The 21,897-nt window shown below is 47.7% G+C and carries 14 protein-coding genes and 1 riboswitch; of the genes, 4 read left to right on the top strand and 10 right to left on the bottom strand.

What is annotated here, in order from left to right; genetic code table 11:
* Positions 1-474: 474 nt before the first annotated feature.
* Entirely contained in the window at positions 475-666 is a 192-nt protein-coding gene (locus tag B5E53_RS12055; RefSeq protein ID WP_015573093.1) for a DUF3173 domain-containing protein, read from the top strand.
* Positions 667-703: 37 nt separating this feature from the next.
* Positions 704-1,885: a site-specific integrase gene (locus tag B5E53_RS12050; protein ID WP_015573092.1), complete on the top strand. Its 1,182-nt coding sequence runs from the start codon at positions 704-706 to the stop codon at positions 1,883-1,885.
* 77 nt (positions 1,886-1,962) lie between these two features.
* Here B5E53_RS12050 and guaA read toward each other — a convergent pair whose 3' ends face one another.
* From guaA to B5E53_RS19305, 9 genes are all read right to left on the bottom strand, one after another.
* On the bottom strand, positions 1,963-3,507 hold the full coding sequence (guaA, locus tag B5E53_RS12045) for a glutamine-hydrolyzing GMP synthase (RefSeq protein ID WP_087315372.1): 1,545 nt from the start codon (positions 3,505-3,507) through the stop codon (positions 1,963-1,965).
* Between the two features lie 123 nt (positions 3,508-3,630).
* The gene (locus B5E53_RS12040) at positions 3,631-5,232 is read right to left on the bottom strand and encodes a nitrite/sulfite reductase (RefSeq protein ID WP_087315370.1); all 1,602 of its coding nucleotides are present in this window, start codon (positions 5,230-5,232) and stop codon (positions 3,631-3,633) included.
* A 25-nt stretch (positions 5,233-5,257) separates the two neighbouring features.
* Positions 5,258-6,745 carry a sodium/pantothenate symporter gene (panF, locus tag B5E53_RS12035; protein WP_087315368.1) on the bottom strand — a complete coding sequence of 496 codons (1,488 nt, stop codon included), beginning with the start codon at positions 6,743-6,745 and terminating at the stop codon, positions 5,258-5,260.
* Positions 6,735-6,995, bottom strand: coding sequence for a YhdT family protein (locus tag B5E53_RS12030; protein ID WP_087315366.1), 261 nt, complete (start codon positions 6,993-6,995; stop codon positions 6,735-6,737). Before B5E53_RS12030 ends, panF begins: the two co-directional genes overlap by 11 nt.
* Before the next feature lie 63 nt (positions 6,996-7,058).
* On the bottom strand, positions 7,059-8,321 hold the full coding sequence (hflX, locus tag B5E53_RS12025; RefSeq protein ID WP_087315365.1) for a GTPase HflX: 1,263 nt from the start codon (positions 8,319-8,321) through the stop codon (positions 7,059-7,061).
* Between the two features lie 195 nt (positions 8,322-8,516).
* Positions 8,517-11,348 carry an excinuclease ABC subunit UvrA gene (uvrA, locus tag B5E53_RS12020; protein ID WP_087315363.1) on the bottom strand — a complete coding sequence of 944 codons (2,832 nt, stop codon included), beginning with the start codon at positions 11,346-11,348 and terminating at the stop codon, positions 8,517-8,519.
* 239 nt (positions 11,349-11,587) lie between these two features.
* Positions 11,588-13,579 (bottom strand): excinuclease ABC subunit UvrB, encoded by a 1,992-nt coding sequence (gene uvrB / locus B5E53_RS12015; RefSeq protein WP_087315360.1) that lies wholly within the window; start codon positions 13,577-13,579, stop codon positions 11,588-11,590.
* 209 nt (positions 13,580-13,788) lie between these two features.
* Positions 13,789-15,216 carry a type I glutamate--ammonia ligase gene (gene glnA / locus B5E53_RS12010; RefSeq protein WP_087315358.1) on the bottom strand — a complete coding sequence of 476 codons (1,428 nt, stop codon included), beginning with the start codon at positions 15,214-15,216 and terminating at the stop codon, positions 13,789-13,791.
* Positions 15,217-15,335: 119 nt separating this feature from the next.
* Positions 15,336-15,542, bottom strand: coding sequence for a hypothetical protein (locus tag B5E53_RS19305; protein WP_087315356.1), 207 nt, complete (start codon positions 15,540-15,542; stop codon positions 15,336-15,338).
* Positions 15,543-15,554: 12 nt separating this feature from the next.
* Positions 15,555-15,719: riboswitch (glycine riboswitch) on the top strand.
* 267 nt (positions 15,720-15,986) lie between these two features.
* Between B5E53_RS19305 and B5E53_RS12000 the strand changes: the two genes are divergently transcribed.
* Positions 15,987-17,393, top strand: coding sequence for a sodium:alanine symporter family protein (locus B5E53_RS12000; RefSeq protein ID WP_087315354.1), 1,407 nt, complete (start codon positions 15,987-15,989; stop codon positions 17,391-17,393).
* Positions 17,394-17,657: 264 nt separating this feature from the next.
* The gene (gene htpG, locus B5E53_RS11995) at positions 17,658-19,676 is read left to right on the top strand and encodes a molecular chaperone HtpG (protein WP_087315352.1); all 2,019 of its coding nucleotides are present in this window, start codon (positions 17,658-17,660) and stop codon (positions 19,674-19,676) included.
* Between the two features lie 197 nt (positions 19,677-19,873).
* On the opposite strand, the gene B5E53_RS11990 is transcribed toward htpG, so the two are convergent.
* The gene (locus tag B5E53_RS11990) at positions 19,874-21,652 is read right to left on the bottom strand and encodes a trypsin-like peptidase domain-containing protein (protein ID WP_087315350.1); all 1,779 of its coding nucleotides are present in this window, start codon (positions 21,650-21,652) and stop codon (positions 19,874-19,876) included.
* Between the last annotated feature and the right edge of the window lie 245 nt (positions 21,653-21,897).

Raw genomic sequence — 21,897 nt, 5'->3', positions numbered from 1 at the left:
ATACGAAAAAGCGGCTGACTTATTAAAGCAGCTCGACGATGAGGATATGATCGCTGTAATCAGTATACTACATCGGCTCGCTGCCAGACATAAATAATTTTCAGAGGCTGTCCACACGGGCAGCTTTTTTTCTATTTTTTTACACATTCTGCATTTTCTCCCCTATTTCCCTTACAAATGGCAAAATAGAGTACCTTGAAAATTTCACACCCTCCCGGAAGAGGGATACGGGTGCCTGCAGATAGTGCAGCATGATGCGTGCCTGCAGGCTTTAAGATTGCATAGCAACGCCGAAGACGCGGCTTGGGAAGGCGCAGGAACTGGCTTCCAGGGAGATAGAGAAAAACGGTATCTTAAACATAACTATAATTTATTTTTGCAAGAGGTATCTGAACCTAAAGACCTTTTACTCAAATTCTGGTATAATAATGAACAGGTATTGAGAATGGTACTCTGTTCATGGAAAGGAGGGTTATGGTTACTGTAACGAAATCAGATTTAATTGCACTTGGATATGGTCCTTCTTTTGCTGCTGACATTATACGTGAGGCTAAAAAGTTAATGGTGGAAAAAGGACATACCTACTATCAGTCAAGAAAGCTGGACAGAGTTCCAAAAGAGGCCGTAGAAGAACTGCTCGGTATCAAACTTCCAGATGAGCAGTAATGACACACTTCTTGCAGAAATGTAAGGAGTAAACTTTATGGCAAAAGATCCAATTAAAAAAGCGGAAAACGGAACCTATTATTTCAGGGCAAACCTGGGCTATGATTCTGTAACCGGAAAGCAGATCCAGAAATACCGCAGCGGCTTTTCTACAAAAAAGGAGGCTCGTACAGAGTATTCCCGATTGGTGCTGGCGGCAGAAGAAGGACTGGCTATGGAAAAGAAACAGCCCTCGTTTAAGCAGTACATTGAGGAAATTTATCTTCCATGGTATAAAACGCAGGTCAAAGAAAGTACCTATAAAAACCGATTAAATACTATTGAAAAGCACTTTAAATTTTTTTACAGGAAAAAGGTTGCTGAAATAGAGCCGATTCATGTACAGGCATGGCAGCTGAAGCTGGCAAAAGAGTACAGTCCAAATTATGTACGGATTATCCAGGGCATGTTGTCGCTCGCTTTTGACCGTGCAATTATCCTTGGTCTTGCTTCAAAAAATCCGTCACGTATGGTCGGCAATATTAAGTCAAAAAAAGTGAAGATAGATTTCTGGACGCTGGATGAATTTCAGAAAGTCATTTCCCTTTTATACAAGGGTGACTACTATGAACATTATTTGTTCATCTGCTTCTGGCTCCTGTTCACAACAGGACTGCGGATCGGAGAGGCTGCTGCATTACAGTGGGATGACATTGATTTTGAAAGCGGAATAATCAGTGTAACCAAAACGCTGTATTACAAATCAATGACGGAATACAAATTTGTGGAACCCAAAACATCTGCCAGTGTCCGAACAGTTGTGCTTGATGATGATACTATCAGGGAATTAAAAGAGTGGAAAGAAGTACAGAAAAAAGTTTTGAAAGACTGTAACTTTGTACTAAGCTACAATGGGATTCCCACCAGCAAGCATACCCTGCCAAGAGCCCTGGAAAAGCTGGCAGGGCTTGCCGGCGTTCACCGAATTAAAATCCATGCTTTACGTCATTCTCATGTTGCACTCTTAATCAGCATGGGGGTGAATCCATTGATCATTAAAGACCGTCTCGGCCACGAAAAAATCCAGACGACTTTAGGGACCTATGGACATCTATATCCTAACAGCAACTTTGAGGTTGCTAAAATGTTAGGCGGAGTTATTAACTTCACACCTGCTACGGAAAGCGTGGCTGATTACACACACAATCAGTTCACCGCTTCTTATCACAGGCAAATGTAAAAATGCAATGATAATGCAATCCAGAGGCACCGGTGCCGGAAAAGCCCGTAAATAAAGGCTTTCTGGCCCACCGCCGACTATTCAAACTCTATCGTTCCCGGCGGTTTGCTGGTCAGATCGTAGAATACACGATTGACTCCTTTCACCTCATTGATGATCCTGCTCATGACTTTCTGCAGGACTTCAAACGGGATTTCGGCACTTTCGGCAGTCATGAAGTCGATGGTCTTGACGGCGCGGAGCGCTACGGCGTAATCGTAGGTTCGCTCGTCACCCATGACTCCCACAGAGCGCATGTTGGTGAGGGCCGCAAAGTACTGGTTGATTTCTTTGTCGAGGCCGGCGTTGGCGATTTCTTCGCGGTAGATGGCATCGGCATCCTGAACGATGCGGACTTTCTCAGCTGTAACTTCACCAATGATGCGGATGCCAAGGCCCGGACCCGGGAATGGCTGACGGAATACCAGATTTTCCGGGATGCCCAGCTCGAGGCCGGCTTTGCGGACCTCGTCTTTGAAGAGGTCGCGGAGAGGCTCGATGATCTCTTTGAAGTCGACGTATTCCGGCAGACCGCCCACGTTATGGTGAGATTTGATGACGGCGGATTCGCCGCCGAGGCCGCTTTCTACTACGTCAGGATAGATGGTTCCCTGGGCCAGGTAATCGACGGCGCCGATTTTCTTTGCTTCTTCTTCAAAGACGCGGATGAATTCCTCGCCGATGATTTTCCGTTTCTGCTCCGGTTCTGTGACGCCTGCCAGCTTGCTGTAGTAGCGTTCCTGGGCGTTGACTCGGATGAAGTTTAAATCAAAGTCGCCGTTCGGTCCGAAGACATTCTCCACCTCGTCGCCTTCGTTTTTGCGAAGAAGGCCATGGTCCACGAACACACAGGTCAGCTGTTTGCCGATGGCGCGGGACAACAGTCCGGCTGCCACAGAGGAATCCACACCGCCGGATAAGGCAAGGAGAACCTTTCCATCGCCGACTTTCTCACGGATGGACTTGATGGAGTCCTGCACGAAGGAGTCCATTTTCCAGTCGCCGGCACAGTGGCAGACATTGTATACAAAGTTGCTTAAAATTTCTTTGCCGCGGACAGTATGCAGTACCTCCGGATGGAACTGGATAGCATACAGGTTCCGGCTGCGGTCTTCGGCCGCTGCCACCGGGCAGTCTTTTGTATGAGCGCAGATTTCAAATCCCGGCGCTGGCTGGGAGATGTAATCAAAGTGACTCATCCAGCAGACGGTGGTCGGCTCAATGTTGGTAAACAGCGGGGACTCTGTGTTGACAAAGACCTCTGTTTTTCCGTATTCACGCACTTTGGCAGACTCTACTTTTCCGCCTAAAATGTGCATCATAAGCTGCGCGCCGTAGCAGAGTCCCAACACTGGGATACCAAGTTCGAATAACTCTTTGGTGTAAGTCGGGGAATCTGCTTCGTAGCAGCTGTTCGGGCCGCCGGTCAGAATAATTCCTTTTGGATTCATTTTTTTGATGGTCTCGATATCCGTTTTGTAAGAATAAATTTCGCAGTATACGTTACATTCCCGGACACGTCTCGCCACCAGCTGATTGTACTGTCCGCCGAAATCGATAACAATGACTGTTTCTCTTTTCAATGGGCTTTCCTCCTGTTTATCTGTAATTGTTTATCAAAGATTGTCCTCTTTTGACAATCAAAATCTTTTTATCTAAAGAAGTGTAACATTTTCTGAACAAGATTTCCACACATATTCTTATTTTTATAAATACGGCGCTGCAATTTCTTTCAGTTTTTCCGGATTCTCTGTGTACCAGGTCTCAAAGTCCCTGCCGCTGGCTGCCACTTCTTCACCCAGGGCTTTCATGAAAGCCGGAATCTCTTCCTCAAGAATCGTTCCCAGCTGTTCACCAAACTGTGCCGGTTCTCCTTCTTTGCCATTGACATAAAGAACGAAAGCCGATACCGGTTTGCCATCCACCTTTTTCATGCCGCCGCGGAATCCGATGCGTCCGATCTGATGAGTACCGCAGGATGACGGACATCCGGAAATGTGAATGCGTGGCAGGGTTCCCTCCGGGAAGTTCCATTCTCTGGCTGCATCCACAAGAGTTGCCAGCAGCTTCTGAGAATCTCTGACGCCCACCTGACAGATGGAAGCGCCGATGCAGGCAACAGATGTCTCAAAAAGACTGGCCGCTCCGTCATTGGTGACATCAAGGATCTTCTTCGCCTCGTTTCCGGTACAGTTGATGATATATACCGTTTCGTCCGGTGCCACACGAAGCTCTACCTGATCCATATCTTTGATGGCGTCATAAATTTCAATTAATTTCTCCGGATTTGGACATCCGCCGATCGGATGATATTCCACTGCGTACAGACCGTCCTGTTTCTGCGCAGTGACACGGCTGTCTTCCACGGTACTGCCGTCACCGGATTTTGTCACATGCATTGGAGCATCGGCACCATCTGTTTTGCCATGGGCGCCAGCCTCGTTTTCTGCTGCCGGAACATTTTCTGCCGTAATTTTTTCTTCCGGAATATCCATATTGACGCCGCTGGCAAAAACTGCGTCCAGTTTTTTCTGAAATTCTTCTGTGTACTTATCTCCCAGCACGTCCTGCATATATCGGGTTCTGGCTTTGGCTCTGTTCTCATAATTGCCGTAGGTGGTAAACAGGTCTACCATGGCGCGGATGTAATAGAGGATCTTGCTGCCTTCCACGCCTTCGGCCACCAGCACTCCCATCTTAGCATTGTTACCGAGGCCACCGGCACTGTATACATCAAAGGTGCCGTCCTCTCTTGCCACAAATCCCAGATCACGGAAGGTGGCATGGGTACGGTTAGCCGGGGAGTTAGAAAATGCAACTTTTAACTTACGAGGCATTTTTACTGTTTTAATCAGAGTCATCAGGTACTCGGCTGCCGCTTCCGCATACGGGCTGACATCAAAGTACTCGCCCTGTTCCACACCGGAAAGTGGGGATACCATCACATTTCTTGGAAAGTCTCCGCCGCCGCCCCGGGTCACGATCCCGTGGTCAAGGGCCTCCACCGCGATGGAACAGACCGCATCAGCATTCAGATTATGAAGCTGAATGGTCTGACAGGTTGTAAAATGTACTTTATCAATATTGTATTTACGGATACTGTCAGTGATAAATTTGAGCTTATCCTTTGTCACTCTTCCGCCCGGAAGGCGAAGACGCAGCATGCTTGCCTTGCCGCCCCGCTGTGCGTAGCTTCCGAATCCGCCGGAGAAACCTTTGTATTCCGGGACAGAAACTTTTCCATCATAGAAATCTCTGGTAACTTTTTCAAATTCTTCGTAATCTTTTTTCCAGTTTTCTGTATTCATTTTTTACTCCTTTTCCTTGCTGCATTTATTCACAAAAATAAGTACCCAGCGTCTTTTTATCCACACCTTTACCCACATAGGAACCGATGATCATGCAGAGCAGCGAAACCACGATGCCGATCAGGATCTGATGGATCTCCATGATTTCGATGCCAAGAAGCATAGTCACGCAATACACGATCGTTCCTCCGGCCATGGCCCAGATGGCTCCGGTTTTGTTGGCCTTTTTCCAGAACATACCAAGAACAAACACCCAGAAAAATGCTGTTTCCAGTCCGCCGAAGGCAAACATGTTGATCTTCCAGATGACATCTGGCGGATTAATCGAGATAAAGAAAATGATCAGTCCCAGCACCAGAGTACAAAGCTGACTGAGCATGCTGGTCTTCTTCTCCGATATTTTCTTCTGACGCTTCTCTTTTTCATACATGTAAACATCCTTTATAATAGAAGAAGTCGCCGTCAAAAGCAGAGACGATATGGTGGATATGGACGCTGCGATCGGTCCGATGATGGTAATACCTGCCACCAGCGGTGACAGAGAGCGGACAATAGCCAGCGGCATAATGTTATCCACGCTGTTTCCATACGCTGCCAGATCTTCTGTCAAAATCCCCTGAGACAGGACTCCGATAAAGTTCATGCCGATATTCATGGCGCCAATGACAACCGTACCGATGATGATGGCACGGTGCAGTGATTTCGTATCTTTATAAGTGATACAGCGCACCACCGACTGGGGAAGTCCCACAGTAAAAATACCAACCAGCATCCACTGGGAAATGTACAGGGTATACGGCATATTTCCTCCCGACAGCGGTTCCAGCAGTTCCGGCCGGCGGACGGTGATCTGCTCCATGATGGCTTCATAGCCGCCTCCCGCTTTCAGGATACCCACCAGAAGAATAAACATGCCCACAAGCATAGCGATGGCGCAGAGAGCATCGGTCACCGCCACTCCACGGAAACCGCCCACGGCGGTATAAATAACCACCACCAGGCCGAAGACTACCAGACCTATTACATAAGAATAACCGGTCACAGCCTCAAAAAGCTTGGCGCCGCCCACGAACTGCGCTACCATGGTGGCAGAAAAGAACAGCACGATAATAACGGCTGATAAATTTGCCAGCGCATCAGACTGATACCTGTGACGGATCACATCAATGACCGTGACCGCATCAATCTTTCTGGAAACGATCGCCATCTTTTTGCCAAGGATTCCCAGCACCAGAAAAAGTGCCGTTACCTGTACCACAGACATGTAGATCCATCCAAATCCAATATCCCAGGCCTGTCCCGGACCGCCCACAAAGGAACTGACCGAACTGTAAGTGGCCACAGTTGTCATGGCCAGAACAAAGCCTCCCAGACTTCTGGAACCGGTAAAATATTCATTTAAAAAATTACCGGAACCTTTTTTAGCCGCAGCTCTTCTCAAATAAATGCTGACTGCCAGCATGGCCATCATAAAAATAAATACCGGCAGCAGCCCCCAGATATTACCGCTCATTGTTCTCATCCTCATCATCTAAATCAAAATCTTTAAATACTTTTTTTACCATCCAGACTACCATGATAATGGAAAAAATCCATGTGCCGATACACCCGGTGATGGCCCAGAGCGGAGTATGGTACACGGTAATGTCCAGATGGCTGACGCCAAATCCTGCCACCGTCCAAAATACAATGAGAACGATGAGGGCAATGACACAAGCCCCGGCTTCTTTTTTAATCTGCCGGTATTTATCTTTTAGTTTCATACTTTCTCCTCTTTTCTCTTTTGTTCCAAAACCAGTTCTATGTCTGTTCCGGAACCCTTTGCTTCATATTACTACATACTGTTTGTACTTCTTTAAATCTTTCAGGAGACAATTCATGGTGATCTTTGTTCCCTCGGCGAGATATTCCGTATCTCTGATGGTTGCATTTTCACTGAAATAGGAAACAAGAGCCCCTTCTGTATAAGGAATCAGCATCACACAATCCACATAATCCTGATAAATGTGGCTGGAAATCATCTCGATCAATTCTTCCAGCCCGATTCCTTTTTTGGCTGCCATGTAAATATTATCTCCCCTGATCTGCGGAAGCGGATCTATGAGACCATCACATTTATTATAAACATGAATACATGGGATCTGCTCCGCTCCCAGCTCCCGGAGAGTATCGGCGGTCACCTGCATCTGTTCTTTGTGATTCTCATCGGAATAATCCACCACTTCCAGCAGAAGATCCGCATATTTAACCTCTTCCAAGGTGGAATGAAAGGCCTGCACCAGATTATGGGGAAGCTTATTGATAAATCCAACGGTATCTGATAAAAGAAATTCTTTCTTGTCCGGCAGATGGATGCTTCTGATAGTGGTATCCAGCGTGGCAAACAACATATCTTCCGCCAGAACCTTCTTCTCATCCTTCTGCTCGTACTTGTCGAGAAGGGCGTTCATCAGCGTGGATTTACCGGCGTTGGTGTATCCCACCAGCGCCACCTGAGGAATTCCCTGAATCAGACGGCGCTTTCTCTGGGTTTTGCGGTTTTTCTCCACCACTTTCAGCTCTTTTTTCAACTCGGAAATGCGGTGGCGGATCTTCCGTTTATCAAGCTCCAGCTTTGTCTCACCGGCGCCACGGTTGGACATACCGCCGCTGGTTCCTCCCTGACGGCTTAAGATCTCACCCATTCCTGTCAGTCTCGGCAGTTCGTACTGCAGTCTCGCTGTCTCCACCTGAATCTTCGCTTCCCGGGTCTGTGCTCTGGACGAGAAAATCTGCAAAATCAGATTGGTCCGGTCCAGAATCGGTCTCTCAATAATATCTTTCAGATTCCGAAGCTGCATGGGAGAAAGCGTGTTATCAAAAATAACTACGTCCGCCTCAAGCATATGCGCCGCTGCCTTAATCTCGTCCACCTTTCCGGTACCCACATAGACACCGGTGTTGATCTGATCCACATTCTGTGTCTCCACACCCACAACCTCCATGTTGCAGGCTTCCGCAAGGCTTTCCAGTTCTTTCAATGCAGTTTCAAAATCAGGGTCGTCCTTTAAGTTGACGCCAACCAATAAAGCTTTTATTTTTTCGTCCATTCCATCTCCATCTTCTTAAAAATATTTTTTATTTCTTCCTCAAATATACAGGTTTCCGGTGAAATAATCAACCTCTATGCGGGATCTGCCCGTGAAAAACCGCATAATACGGGCTTCCTGGGCCATATCCGTATCTTTTCGCCGGATTTATACCCAAAATCTGCAGCCCGCGGCTTCCCCATCTGATCTCATCTTTTATCTGATCAGATACTTTTTCAAATACTGTCCTGTGTAGGATTCCGGCACCGCGGCCACCTCTTCCGGCGTTCCGGCAGTGACAACGGTTCCGCCGCCCTCGCCGCCTTCCGGTCCCATATCTATAATATAATCTGCCGTCTTGATGACTTCCAGATTATGTTCAATGACCACAACGGTGTTGCCGCCTTCTGTCAGCCGCTGCAAAATCTCCGTCAGTTTATGAACATCCGCAAAATGCAGACCGGTGGTCGGCTCGTCCAGCACATAGATGGTCTTTCCTGTACTCTGGCGGGAAAGTTCGGTGGCCAGTTTCACCCGCTGTGCCTCACCGCCGGAAAGAGTTGTGGACGGCTGTCCCAGCTTAATATAACCGAGTCCCACATCACGAAGGGTCTCGATCTTTCTGCGAATGGATGGCAGACTGTCAAAGAACCGGCAGGCCTCCTCCACCGTCATATCGAGAACCTCATAAATGTTTTTCCCTTTATATTTTACTTCCAGCGTCTCCCGGTTATACCGCTGTCCGTGACATACTTCACACGGTACATAGACATCCGGCAGAAAATGCATTTCTATTTTGATAATACCGTCTCCGGCGCAGGCTTCGCAGCGTCCGCCTTTTTTGTTGAAACTGAATCGTCCCTTGTCATATCCTCTGGCCTTGGCATCCTTGGTCATGGCAAACAATTCCCGGATATGATCAAAAACGCCGGTATAGGTGGCCGGGTTAGAACGGGGCGTCCGGCCGATCGGAGACTGATCGATATTAATAATTTTATCCAGCTGTTCCACTCCCACAATATCCCTGTGTTTTCCCGGTTTGATCCGCGCCCGGTTCAGCATGCAGGCCAGCTTTTTATATAATATTTCATTAATCAGAGAGCTCTTTCCGGAACCGGACACACCGGTCACACAGGTCAGTACCCCCAGAGGAAACTTCACATTGATATTTTTCAGATTATTCTCTGCGGCTCCCTTTACCGTCAGCCAGCCGGTCGGCTTTCTCCGCTCTTTTGGCACCGGAATCTTTCGTTTGCCGCTTAAATACTCCCCGGTGATGGAATTCGGATTACGCATCAGTTCTTCCGCCGTTCCCGTTGCAACCACTTCACCGCCATATTCTCCGGCTTCCGGTCCGATATCCACGATGTAATCCGCTGCCAGCATGGTATCTTCATCGTGTTCTACCACGATCAGTGAATTTCCCAGATCCCGAAGACTTTTTAAGGCGTGAATCAATTTATCATTATCTCTCTGATGAAGGCCGATGCTCGGCTCGTCAAGGATATAAGCCACGCCCACCAGACCGGAACCAATCTGCGTGGCAAGGCGGATTCTCTGGGCTTCTCCGCCGGAAAGCGTGCCGGTGGCCTGGGAAAGGCTCAGATAATCAAGGCCCACATCGTTGAGGAACCCGATTCTTCCCCGTATTTCCCTGAGAATCTGTTTCCCGATCATAAGCTGACGGTCTGTAAGCTGTATATCTCTGAAAAATTCCATCAATCGTTTCACAGAAAGATCGGTCAGCTCGGCAATATTATAATCGCCCACGGTAACAGCCAGAGATTCCTCTTTCAGTCTCTGTCCGTGGCAGGCGTCACAAGGGGTTACTGTCATAAAATTCTCATACTCGGCCTTCTGCCTTTCCGAATGGTTCTCCCGATATCGTCTCTGTACATTTTTGATAAGTCCCTCGAAGGCTACGTCATAATAGCCCTCACCCCGTTTTCCTTTATAATGTACTGTCACTTCTCTGCCGTTTGTTCCGTGAATCAGCATGTCCTGAATGTCTTCCGGCAGATCCTGGAATGGAGTGTTGAGGTCAAATCCATACTCCTCTGCCAGGGCATCCAGAATGGCTCTCGTGTAGCTCTTCGGATCTGTACAGGACTGCCATCCGAGAACAGTGATGGCTCCCTCAGCGATGCTGAGTCTTTTATCCGGGATCATCAGGTCCACATCAAATTCCATTTTAAATCCCAGACCATGGCAGACCGGGCAGGCGCCAAAAGGATTATTAAAAGAAAAACTTCTCGGCTCAATCTCATCAATACTGATACCGCAGTCCGGGCACGAAAAGCTCTGGCTGAAATTCATCGGTTTCCCGTTGACATCCACCAAAAGCAGGCCGCCGGTCAGTCCCATGACCGTCTCCACGGAGTCTGTCAGCCGCTGCTCAATGCCTTCTTTGATAATGAGACGGTCTACCACAATCTCTATATTATGCTTTTTATTTTTTTCTAACTTGATCTCCTCAGACAGATCATAGAGATTCCCGTCAATACGCACCCGGACATAACCGCTGCGTCTGGCATTGTCAAGAATCTTCACGTGCTCTCCCTTTCTTCCCCGGACAATAGGCGCCAGCAGCTGGATCTTTGTCCGCTCCGGCAGCGCCATCAGGGTGTCCACAATCTGATCCACCGTCTGCTTTTCGATGACTTTGCCACATTTCGGACAGTGCGGGATGCCCACCCGGGCATAAAGCAGACGGAGATAGTCATAAATCTCCGTCACCGTTCCCACCGTAGAACGCGGATTCCGGTTGGTGGATTTCTGATCAATGGAAATGGCCGGGGACAGTCCCTGAATATCGTCCACATCCGGTTTCTCCATCTGCCCCAGGAACTGTCTCGCGTAGGAAGACAGAGACTCCATGTATCGCCGCTGTCCTTCCGCGTAAATAGTATCGAAGGCAAGGGATGACTTTCCGGAGCCGCTCAGTCCCGTCAGCACCACGAATTCATTTCTCGGTATATTTACATCAATATTCTTCAGGTTATGCTCTCTGGCTCCCCGAATCCGAATATATTCTTTCTTTTCGCTCATGTATCTCTCCCTTTACCGGTCAGATTGCTGACCGCTGCATAAGCTTCATACATTTCCCGGCAAAACGTCCTGCGGACAGTTCAGCCCCGGAAATATATTAGTGTACCGACATGTTCATTTTCCAATGAATGTGCCAGTACACTAAGCTCTGTGTTCTTGTTATAACTGCTTTTGGTATCTTACCTTCTTATAAAATATTTTGCAAGACTATTCTGTTTTTTTGGCTTTTTGCACACCAGTTAATCAAAATCTCTCAAAGCAATCTTATATTTTTTCAGCTCATCACGCAGCACAGCCGCTTCCTCGAAGTTCAGTTCCGCCGCCGCCCGGTTCATCTTTTTGGTGAGCTGAGCAATCATTTCTTTTAATTCTTTCTTATCCATGGACTCGAAATCTTTCTTCAGTCCCCGGCCGGTTTCTTCCTTCTCCTCATCGTTGGTAATGGATATCACATCCCGGACCGCTTTCTGGATGGTCTGCGGCGTGATGCCGTGTTCCTCATTATACTCCATCTGAATCTTCCGTCGACGCTCTGTCTCACTGATGGCTGCCTTCATAGAATCGGTAATGGTATCGGCGTACATGATCACATGTCCGTCAACGTTCCGGGCCGCCCGGCCGATGGTCTGCACCAGTGAAGTCTCGGAACGGAGGAATCCTTCCTTATCGGCATCCAGTATGGCAATGAGCGTCACTTCCGGAATATCTAATCCCTCTCTGAGCAGGTTGATCCCCACCAGCACATCAAAAACGTCCATACGCAGATCCCGCACGATCTCGATTCTCTCCAGAGTATCAATATCTGAGTGCAGATACTTCACCCGGATGTCCAGTTCTTTCATATAAGAAGTCAGATCCTCCGCCATCCGTTTGGTCAGAGTCGTCACCAGAATCTTATGCTTTTTCTCCACTTCCTTATTGATCTCACTGATCAGGTCGTCAATCTGTCCTTCCACCGGGCGCACATCAATCGGCGGATCCAGCAGCCCTGTCGGCCGGATAATCTGCTCTGCCCGGAGCATCTCATGCTCATCCTCATATACATTCGGCGTAGCAGATACAAAAAGCATCTGATCAATATGTTCCTCAAACTCGGAGAAATTCAGCGGACGGTTGTCCAATGCCGACGGCAGACGGAACCCGTAGTCCACCAGCGTCTGTTTCCGCGAACGGTCGCCGGCATACATTCCCCGCACCTGGGGGATGGTGATATGGGACTCATCCACGATCATCAGAAAATCATCTCCGAAGAAGTCGATCAGTGTATACGGTGCTTCTCCCGGCGCCAGCCCTGTCAGATGCCGGGAATAATTCTCGATACCGGAGCAAAAGCCTGTCTCCTTCAGCATCTCTATATCAAAGTTCGTCCGCTCCGCAATCCGTTGAGCCTCCAGCAGCTGGTCATGTTCCTTGAACCACGCCACCCTCTCTTCCAGTTCTTCCCTGATAGTCACCACCGCCCGGTCAATCTGTTCCTGCGGCACCACATAATGAGATGCAGGGAAAATAGCCGCAAAATTCAGACTGGCCTTGATCTCTCCGGTGAGGATATCCACCTGCACGATCCTGTCAATCTCATCACCGAAAAACTCCACCCGGATGGCGTCCTCGAAGGTAGAAACCGGCAGAATCTCCAGCACGTCCCCCCGCACCCGGAAGCTTCCTCTCTTAAAATCCAGTTCATTTCTCACATACTGAATATCGATCAGTCTCCGCACAACTTCATCCCGGTCAATCTCCATACCCGGCCGCAGAGAAATCATCATCTCCTCGTAATCCTTCTTACTACCAATACCGTAAATACAGGAAACCGATGACACCACAATGACATCTTTCCGCTCGATGAGCGCCGCCGTGGCGCTGTGCCGCAGCTTATCAATCTCATCGTTGATCGACGAATCTTTCTCAATATAGGTGTCCGTGGACGGCACATAAGCCTCCGGCTGATAATAATCGTAGTAGGAGACAAAATATTCCACCGCATTGTGCGGGAAAAATGCTTTAAACTCGCTGTAAAGCTGCGCCGCCAGCGTCTTGTTATGCGCCAGGATCAGCGTCGGCTTATTTAACTGCTGAATGACATTGGCCATGGTAAATGTCTTGCCGGACCCGGTAACGCCCAGCAGCGTCTCAAACTGATTACCCTCTTTAAACCCTTTCACCAGCTGTTCAATGGCCTGGGGCTGATCGCCAGTGGGGGCAAAATCTGATACTAATTCGAAATGGTCCATACGATACTTCTCCTTTGCAGTTTTTTAATACTCTTTCCTTAATGATATATAACTACAATTCTCATTTTTTGATAATAAGAAAAATAACCGTTCTTTCCCCAAAGTATACCACACCCCTTCTCAAATGTATAGGCATTTTAGAACATTTGTTCTTTTTGAAATGTAAATTTTAAGCCGGATGCAGAAACACCCGGCTCGTGCCAACAGCATTACAGATCATAATATTTTTTAAATTCCGCCGGATTCGGTATCTGGGACAGCTCCAGGGCTTCCCGGCGTTTGCGGTCGATCCAGATTTCGATGAGCCGCTCCGGAAAGACGCCGCCGGCGGTCAGATAGTCGTGGTCAGCTTCCAGGGCGTCGAGGGCTTCCTCCAGGGTCTTTGGCAGAGATTCGATTTTGGCTTTTTCCTCCTCGGACAGATCGTAGAGGTTAAAGTCGTAAGGACCCCAGCCACAGGCAGATGGATCGATCTTGTTGATAACGCCGTCGATACCTGCCATAAGGATAGCAGCGTAGGCGTAGTACGGGTTTGCGGTGGCGTCCGGGTTGCGCAGTTCAAAGCGTTTGGTCTCCGGAGATTTGGCGTAGGCCGGGATGCGGATGACCGCACTTCGGTTGGATGTGGCGTAGCCCACCGTTACCGGAGCCTCAAAGCCCGGAACCAGACGTTTGAAAGAGTTGGTGGACGGGTTGGTGAGGGCACAGAGGGATGCGATGTGCTTCAGCAGCCCGCCGATAAAGTAATGGGCAGTCTGGCTTAAACCGGAATATCCGTCCTTATCGTAAAAGACTGGTTTTCCGTCTTTTTTCAAAAGCATATGAACATGCATACCATTGCCGGCCTCCCAGTGAATGGGCTTCGGCATGAAAGTGGCGGTCTTGCCGGCCTGCACAGCGGTATTTTTGATGACGTATTTGATGATCATTGTCTTGTCCGCCATATCCACCATATCGCCCAGTTCTACTTCAATCTCCATCTGGCCGGAGCCGCCCACCTCATGATGGTGGTACTTTACGTCCACGCCCCAGTTTTCCAGAAGAATACACATTTTACTTCTCAGGTTATAAGCGATATCCTGCGGGGCAGCGATATGATAACCACCTCCGGCAGGCACCTGAAAACCGTTATTATACGGGCTTTCTTTTCCGCTGTTCCAGGACGCCTGCGCCGTGTCGATGGTGAAGGAAGTCTTCTGCGGAGATACCGAATAACTTACGTTGTCAAATAAATGAAATTCAAATTCCGGGCCGATGAGCATTTCATCAGCAATGCCCTGTTTCTTCATGTACTCCACCGCACGCAGGCTCACATTTCTCGGATACTGATCAAAGGGCCGGTTTTCCTCGCCGATCACGCACACATTGCCGCACATGGTCAGGGTTGGAATCTCCACAAAGGGATCGATGACCGCCGTGGCCGGGTCCGGAATAAATACCATGTCGCTTTTTTCCACCGGTGCGTATCCGTAATTGGATCCGTCAAAGCCGATGCCCTGAACAAAAATATCTTCGTTGAAACGCTCCACCGGAATGGTGATATGGCGCCACCGACCGTCCAGATCTGTCATTTTAAAGTCAATCATACGGATTCCCTGTTCGGCACAAAGTTTTCTTAATTCTTCTGCTCTTTCCATAATAACCTCCCGTTTCTTCCCCGTGAACAGTCTCCAAAGGCACCTGCTCACACTTAATTTTATTAAGTATATTCTATCATATATTTAATTTTTTTCCGATACATTTCCCGAATTATTCATTATTTTAATTTTTTCGACACATATTTTATGAAGATGCAGTTTTTTATATTTTCACCTGCATTTCCATTTTTTTCGATGACAGAAAATAGTATCCTCCTGTTATTTTTACAATTTTTCTTTCTTTTCCTGCAATTTTCGTAATAAAGTTTTAATTTTTTCTCAAAAAATCTTGCCTTTCTGAATATTATGTGATAGTATTTTTCCATTCGCTATAAATACAGCATTACTCTGGAGAGTCTTTACCGGCTCCGGTGCCGATTTTAAAAAGGAGAAGCATTTCATGTGAACTCATCCGGCAATCGGCCAAGGCCGGCGGTAAAGCGCCGAAGGTGTACGGCAGGGTTTCCTGCTAATCTCTCAGGCAAAAGGACAGAATATGTAAATGCATGTTTTTCTTTGGAGGGCTGGAAGTTTTTCGGCTCTTTTTTTATGTACACATACTGGTATGACGGTACATCCATGATCCCGCCAATGATTGTCTGAATTTCTTTCTGCATTCAAGGTTTGAACATGAATGTGACAGTTCACCAGAACGTCTCAAAGACCCTGTTCTTTCTATATCTTTAGATTCTTATTTATTTCTCCCTGTTTTTGCTGAATCACAGATGGCGGAATTCCACAGTACAACAGAAGAAAGGAAGTATCAAAAAATGTTTGACACCATCAACAACATTTTATCCTCCATCGACAACGTCGTATGGGGCGTACCGCTGATTGTCATGATCATGGCAACCGGTATTTATCTTACCATCCGTCTGCGCGGACTGCAGGTTCGCAGACTCATCCTGGCCGTAAAATATATGTTTGCCAACGAAGAGCACGAAGGAGACGGCGAGATTTCCAGTTTTGCCGCTCTCTGTACCGCCCTCTCGGCCACCATCGGCACCGGAAATATCGTCGGTGTCGCCACCGCCATCGTAGCCGGGGGACCAGGCGCCCTGTTCTGGATGATCATGGCCGCTGTGGTCGGTACCGCAACCAAATATACCGAAGGCTTTCTGGCCATCAAATACCGGACTGTCGCAGAAGACGGCCATGTGGTAGGCGGACCGTTCTACTATATTGAAAATGGTATGGGAAAACAGTGGCGCTGGCTGGGTAAAATCTTTGCCTTCTTCGGCGTCTGTGTCGGTCTGATGGGAATTGGTACATTTACACAGATCAACGGTATCACAAGCGCGGTCAAAAATTTCTTTGACCCGGAGAGTGTCAACACAGTTTCCCTGTTCGGACGGGAATATTCCTGGGCTGTGGTCATCGCCGGAATTATTCTGACCGTGATCGTTGCCTTCGTTATCATCGGCGGTATTCAGAGAATCTCCACGGTTTCCCAGGTTATTGTGCCGTTCATGGCCATCGCCTACGTGGCTGTGGCGCTGCTGATTCTCATTCTTAATTATGAAAGGATTCCAGGCGCCATCGTGGAAATCGTACAGGGAGCCTTCGGTCTCCGCGCCGCTGCCGGCGGTGCGCTGGGCGCCATGATCGTAGCCATGCAGAAAGGTATCGCCCGGGGTATTTTCTCCAACGAATCCGGTCTCGGAAGCGCTCCGATCGCCGCTGCCGCTGCCAAATCCAATGAACCGGTAAGACAGGGCCTTATCTCCATGCTGGGAACTGTCATTGACACCATTATCATCTGCACCATGACCGGTCTGTCCATCGTCATCACCGGTTCCTGGAATGTGGGTCTCGACGGTGTGGACGTTACCACAAGAGCCTTCCAGGTGGGACTCCCGTTCCCGGCGCAAGTCTCTTCCTTCCTATTAATGATGTGTCTCGTGTTCTTTGCATTCACGACCATTCTCGGATGGGACTATTACAGTGAGCGTTGTCTGGACTACCTGTCCCACAATAACGCCAAGGCAGTGAAAGTATTCCGCTGGCTCTATATCGCCTGCGTGTTCATCGGCCCTTACATGACTGTATCCGCCGTATGGACCATCGCCGATATCTTCAACGGTCTCATGGCAATCCCTAACCTGATTGCCCTGCTGGCCCTGAGCGGTATTGTGGTCAGAGAGACAAAACAATATTTTAAGAATTTTAAAAAATAGTGTTTCAATTTTTTAAAAACCTTTTGTACCGGCAGCTTTCCTGCAAAAAATAATATTTCCCATTATTATTAGCACTCATTTCTAATGAGTGCTAATTTTCTCTTGACATTCATTTTTTTTGGTATTAGTATATTATCCAAAGCCCGCTCTTTTTCACTTTTAGCGGACCTCATATGTCGTTACTGTTCACACAGTAACTGTATGTCAACAATTCCGCGTCACTGCGGCGCGGATTATCATCAAATCAAAAAAGGAGATGCTATTATGGCAAAGCAGGGAAGTTTATCAATTAACAGCGAAAACATTTTTCCTATTATTAAGAAATGGCTTTACTCCGACCATGATATTTTCATTCGTGAGCTGGTCAGCAATGGCTGTGATGCCGTAACCAAATTAAAAAAATTATCCGTCATCGGCGAATTTGAAGAACCGGAAGGCAACAAATACAGAGTGGATGTTCTTGTCAGCCCGGAAGATAAAACCATCAAGTTCATTGATAACGGTATCGGTATGACCGAAGATGAGGTGGACGAATACATCAATCAGATTGCCTTTTCCGGCGCAGAAGCCTTTCTTGCTCAATATAAAGATAAAACCAACGAAGAGCAGATTATCGGTCACTTCGGTTTAGGATTTTATTCCGCTTTCATGGTTGCAGATAAAGTTACCATCGACACGCTTTCCTATAAAGAAGGTGCAAAACCGGTACACTGGGAATGTGACGGCGGAACAGAATTTTCCATGGAAGACGGGGACCGGACCGAGCGCGGTACCGAGATCACCCTCTACCTCAATGAAGACAGCTATGAATTTTCCAATGAATACCGTGTTCGCGAAGTTCTTGAGAAATACTGCTCCTTCATGCCGGTGGAAATCTACTTCACCAACGAAGACGCTGAGGAGCCTGAGAAAGAGGAGACACCGGATGTGGTAGACGTTGACGCCAAGGATGAATCCACCGACACAAAGGATGACGCAGCTGAGGGCGAAAACGCAGAAGAAAAGAGTGAAGAGGCCTCCGGCAGCGATGACGAGAGCGGAGACCATGAAGTCACTCTGGACGATGAAGAGGAAGAGGAGGAAGACAAGGGTCCAAAACCAATCAACACGATCCATCCTCTCTGGACCAAACATCCGAATGAATGTACCGAGGAAGAATACAAAGAGTTCTACCGGGATACCTTCCATGACTACAGAGAGCCTCTGTTCTGGATTCACCTGAACATGGATTATCCGTTCAACTTAAAGGGTATTCTTTACTTCCCGAAAATCAACTCCCAGTACGAGAACATTGAGGGAACCATCAAATTGTACAACAATCAGGTATTTATTGCCGACAATATCAAAGAGGTAATTCCGGAATACCTGCTCTTGTTAAAAGGATGTATCGACTGTCCGGACCTGCCGCTGAACGTTTCCAGAAGCGCACTGCAGAATGACGGATTTGTCAAGAAGATTTCAGATTATATCACGAAAAAGGTTGCCGAGAAGCTGTCCGGTATGTGCAAGACCGACCGGGAAGCTTACGAAAAATACTGGGATGACATCAGTCCGTTCATCAAATACGGCTGCATCCGCGATGTCAAATTTAACGAGAAGATGCGGGATTACATCATCTTCAAGAATATGGAAGGTAAATATATTACCCTGCCGGAATATCTGGAAGCAGGCAAAGAATCTTACGAAAACAAAGTCTTCTATATCACCGATGACGTTGCCCAGTCCCAGTACATTAATATGTTCAAAGAAAACAACATGGATGCCGTTTATCTGACCCATCCGATCGACAATACTTTCATCACTCATCTGGAACAGGCCAACCCGGATGTACGTTTCCTGCGTATTGACTCTGACCTGACCGATAACTTCAAAGAAGAAGTATCCGAGGATGAACTGAAAGAGACCACGGAGAAGCTGGCTGAATTATTCAAGAAAGCCACCAGCCAGGAACATCTGATCGTCAAGGTGGAGAAATTGAAAAACCCTGATATCTCTTCCATGATCACTGTTTCTGAACAGACAAGACGTATGGCAGAGATGATGGAAATGTACGGTATGAGCAGAAGTGAAACCGGCCTGGGCGCCCAGGGCGAGACACTGATATTAAATGCCAACAACAATCTGGTTCAGTTCGTTTTAAATAATGAAGAAAACGAAAACACTGATCTGATCTGTCAGCAGATTTATGATCTGGCCCAGCTGGCAAATCATCCACTGGCACCGGAAGAGATGACCAAGTTTGTGGCACGCTCCAACAAGATCCTTGGAATTCTCGCGAAATAATCAAGGCATAAAAGACGTAATCAGACACAAACTTATTGAGGCATGACAAAACCGCCGCCTCACAGATTCGATATTCTGTGAGGCAGCGGTCTTTTTATTTATGGTATATACAAGAAGGATTTCGATTTACTGACGCTTCCGCTGCTGTCAATATGACGGTTCTGCTTTCCGCAGAATCCTCTCTCAATCCGATCACCTTAGTTAAAGAAGTAATCGTATGGATTGCTGTAGTAATCTCCGCCGCCGTTTCCGCCGCCATTGTAGTAATACTCATATGGATCTGTTCCGTACTGCTGAGATTCCTCTTCTGTGGTTGTGGATTCTTCGGTGGCTTCTTCGCTATTTTTCTCATAATCACTCTCTTTGCCAAGAGTTACCTTTACGGTCTGTTCCTCATAGGTACCATTCTGGTTTGCTCTTTGCAGAGTGATCTCTACTTCCGTACCAGCCTTCTGTGCTGAAATTCTGTCTTTCAGTCCATCCATGGTAGAAACGGTATTGCCCTCAAAACCGGTAATGATATCGCCGGCTGCAATACCTGCCTTCTCGGCCGGTGAACCTTCCACTACCTGAGATACATAGACACCGCTCGGCATTCCGAGAGCTTCTGAGTACTGGGAATCGATCGTTCTGCCGAGGATACCCAGATAAGCGGTCTCTCCTTCCGGAATACTTCCGGCATTCATCAGGTTCTCCAGTGTAGTCTGCGCAGTGGAGATCGGGATGGCATATCCCATACCCTCTACAGAAGTATCTTCCAGTTTCGCATTATTGATACCGACCACTTCTCCATTCATGTTGACAAGAACACCGCCGCTGTTACCAGGGTTGATGGCGGCATCTGTCTGCAGAAGAGTCATTGTTCCGTCTGTGAAGGAAACTTCTCTGTCCTTGGCACTGACAACACCAGTTGTTACGGACTGTCCATATCCCAGCGCATTACCGATGGCAATGACCGGTTCTCCCACCTTAAGATCATCGGAGCTTCCCAGTACCGCAATTTTGATCGTCGATAATGTATCATCAGAAAGATCCTTGGCATTGACAGAGATCACTGCCAGATCCGCATCGGAATCAGTTCCAACGATGGCGGCATCTGCTGTGGTTCCGTCAGAAAATCCTACCGTAAGAGCTGTGGCGCCTTCCACTACGTGATTATTTGTGGCAATCATCAGCGTATCGTCGGTCTTTGCCAGAATAAATCCGGAACCGGCGCCCTCGGACTCCTGTGTTCCGAAGAAATAATTGGAAACCTGTGTTTTGCTGGTGATGGAAACCACCGAAGGCATTACTGCATCCACAACATTGGACACATCTTCTGCCGCCGCATCGGAGCTACCTGAGGAACCGTTATCCTGTACAGTGGTCGTCTCCACTCTCTGTGTCGCCGCCGGAATCAGACGGTCTCTCGCGATAGACACTCCCGCAAAACCGACGCCGGCAACCACGCCGAACAGCAGGGCCGCTCCTGCAATCTTTGCGATCTTCTTTCCCACGGCACCTTTCTTTTTATCCGGTTCCTCGGGGATATTGCTGTAGTACTGCTGACCGCCGTCATCATAGGAGCTGCCGTACTGTGCATCCTGCGATCCATTTCCACTGTAGAACCCGCCGGATGTCTGCTGGCCGCCGTCTCCAAAAGAGGCGTTCTGCTGGCCACTCTGCTGACCGTGATACTGATATCTGGGATTCCGGCCATCCTGGCCGGCAGCATTGGTTTCTTCTTTATATGGATCTCCGGCATAATGATAAAGACCATTTTCCACCGGACTATCCTCTTTTGCGGTCTCCTGACCGGCTGCTCCATAAGAAGCGCCGCCGGTTCCCGCAGAAGCCTCCGTTCCGGTTCCGTTATCCGGATGATTTACAGATGCATCTTCATGGAAGCTGCCGCCTGCCTCGTCATTCTTCGGGTCATCCCCGATATTGTTAGTATTCAGACTGTCATTTGTATTGTTATAATCAAATTCGCTCATATCGCAAACCCCTTTCTTTCGATCTGATATGCATATCTTAGCAATGATATGTGAATAAATTGTGTCATTTTTATGTTGAAAGAATGGTCGTTCCCACGACTTTCCACCTTCTCTGCTTTTTTCAGTAAAAAATCACAAAATAAATATTGTGGAATAATTTATTCTATTGTATGATAGATTAGAACAATTTTCCTGTCCGTACAACAGTTTCGATTCTTTACGGAGCAGGTTTGCAATTCACTGTA

The sequence above is a fragment of the Eubacterium sp. An11 genome, from assembly GCF_002161065.1.
Taxonomy (GTDB): domain Bacteria; phylum Bacillota; class Clostridia; order Lachnospirales; family Lachnospiraceae; genus Anaerobutyricum; species Anaerobutyricum faecale.
Note: the sequence above shows the minus strand (reverse complement) of the source record. Positions and strands in the feature narration are given on the sequence as shown.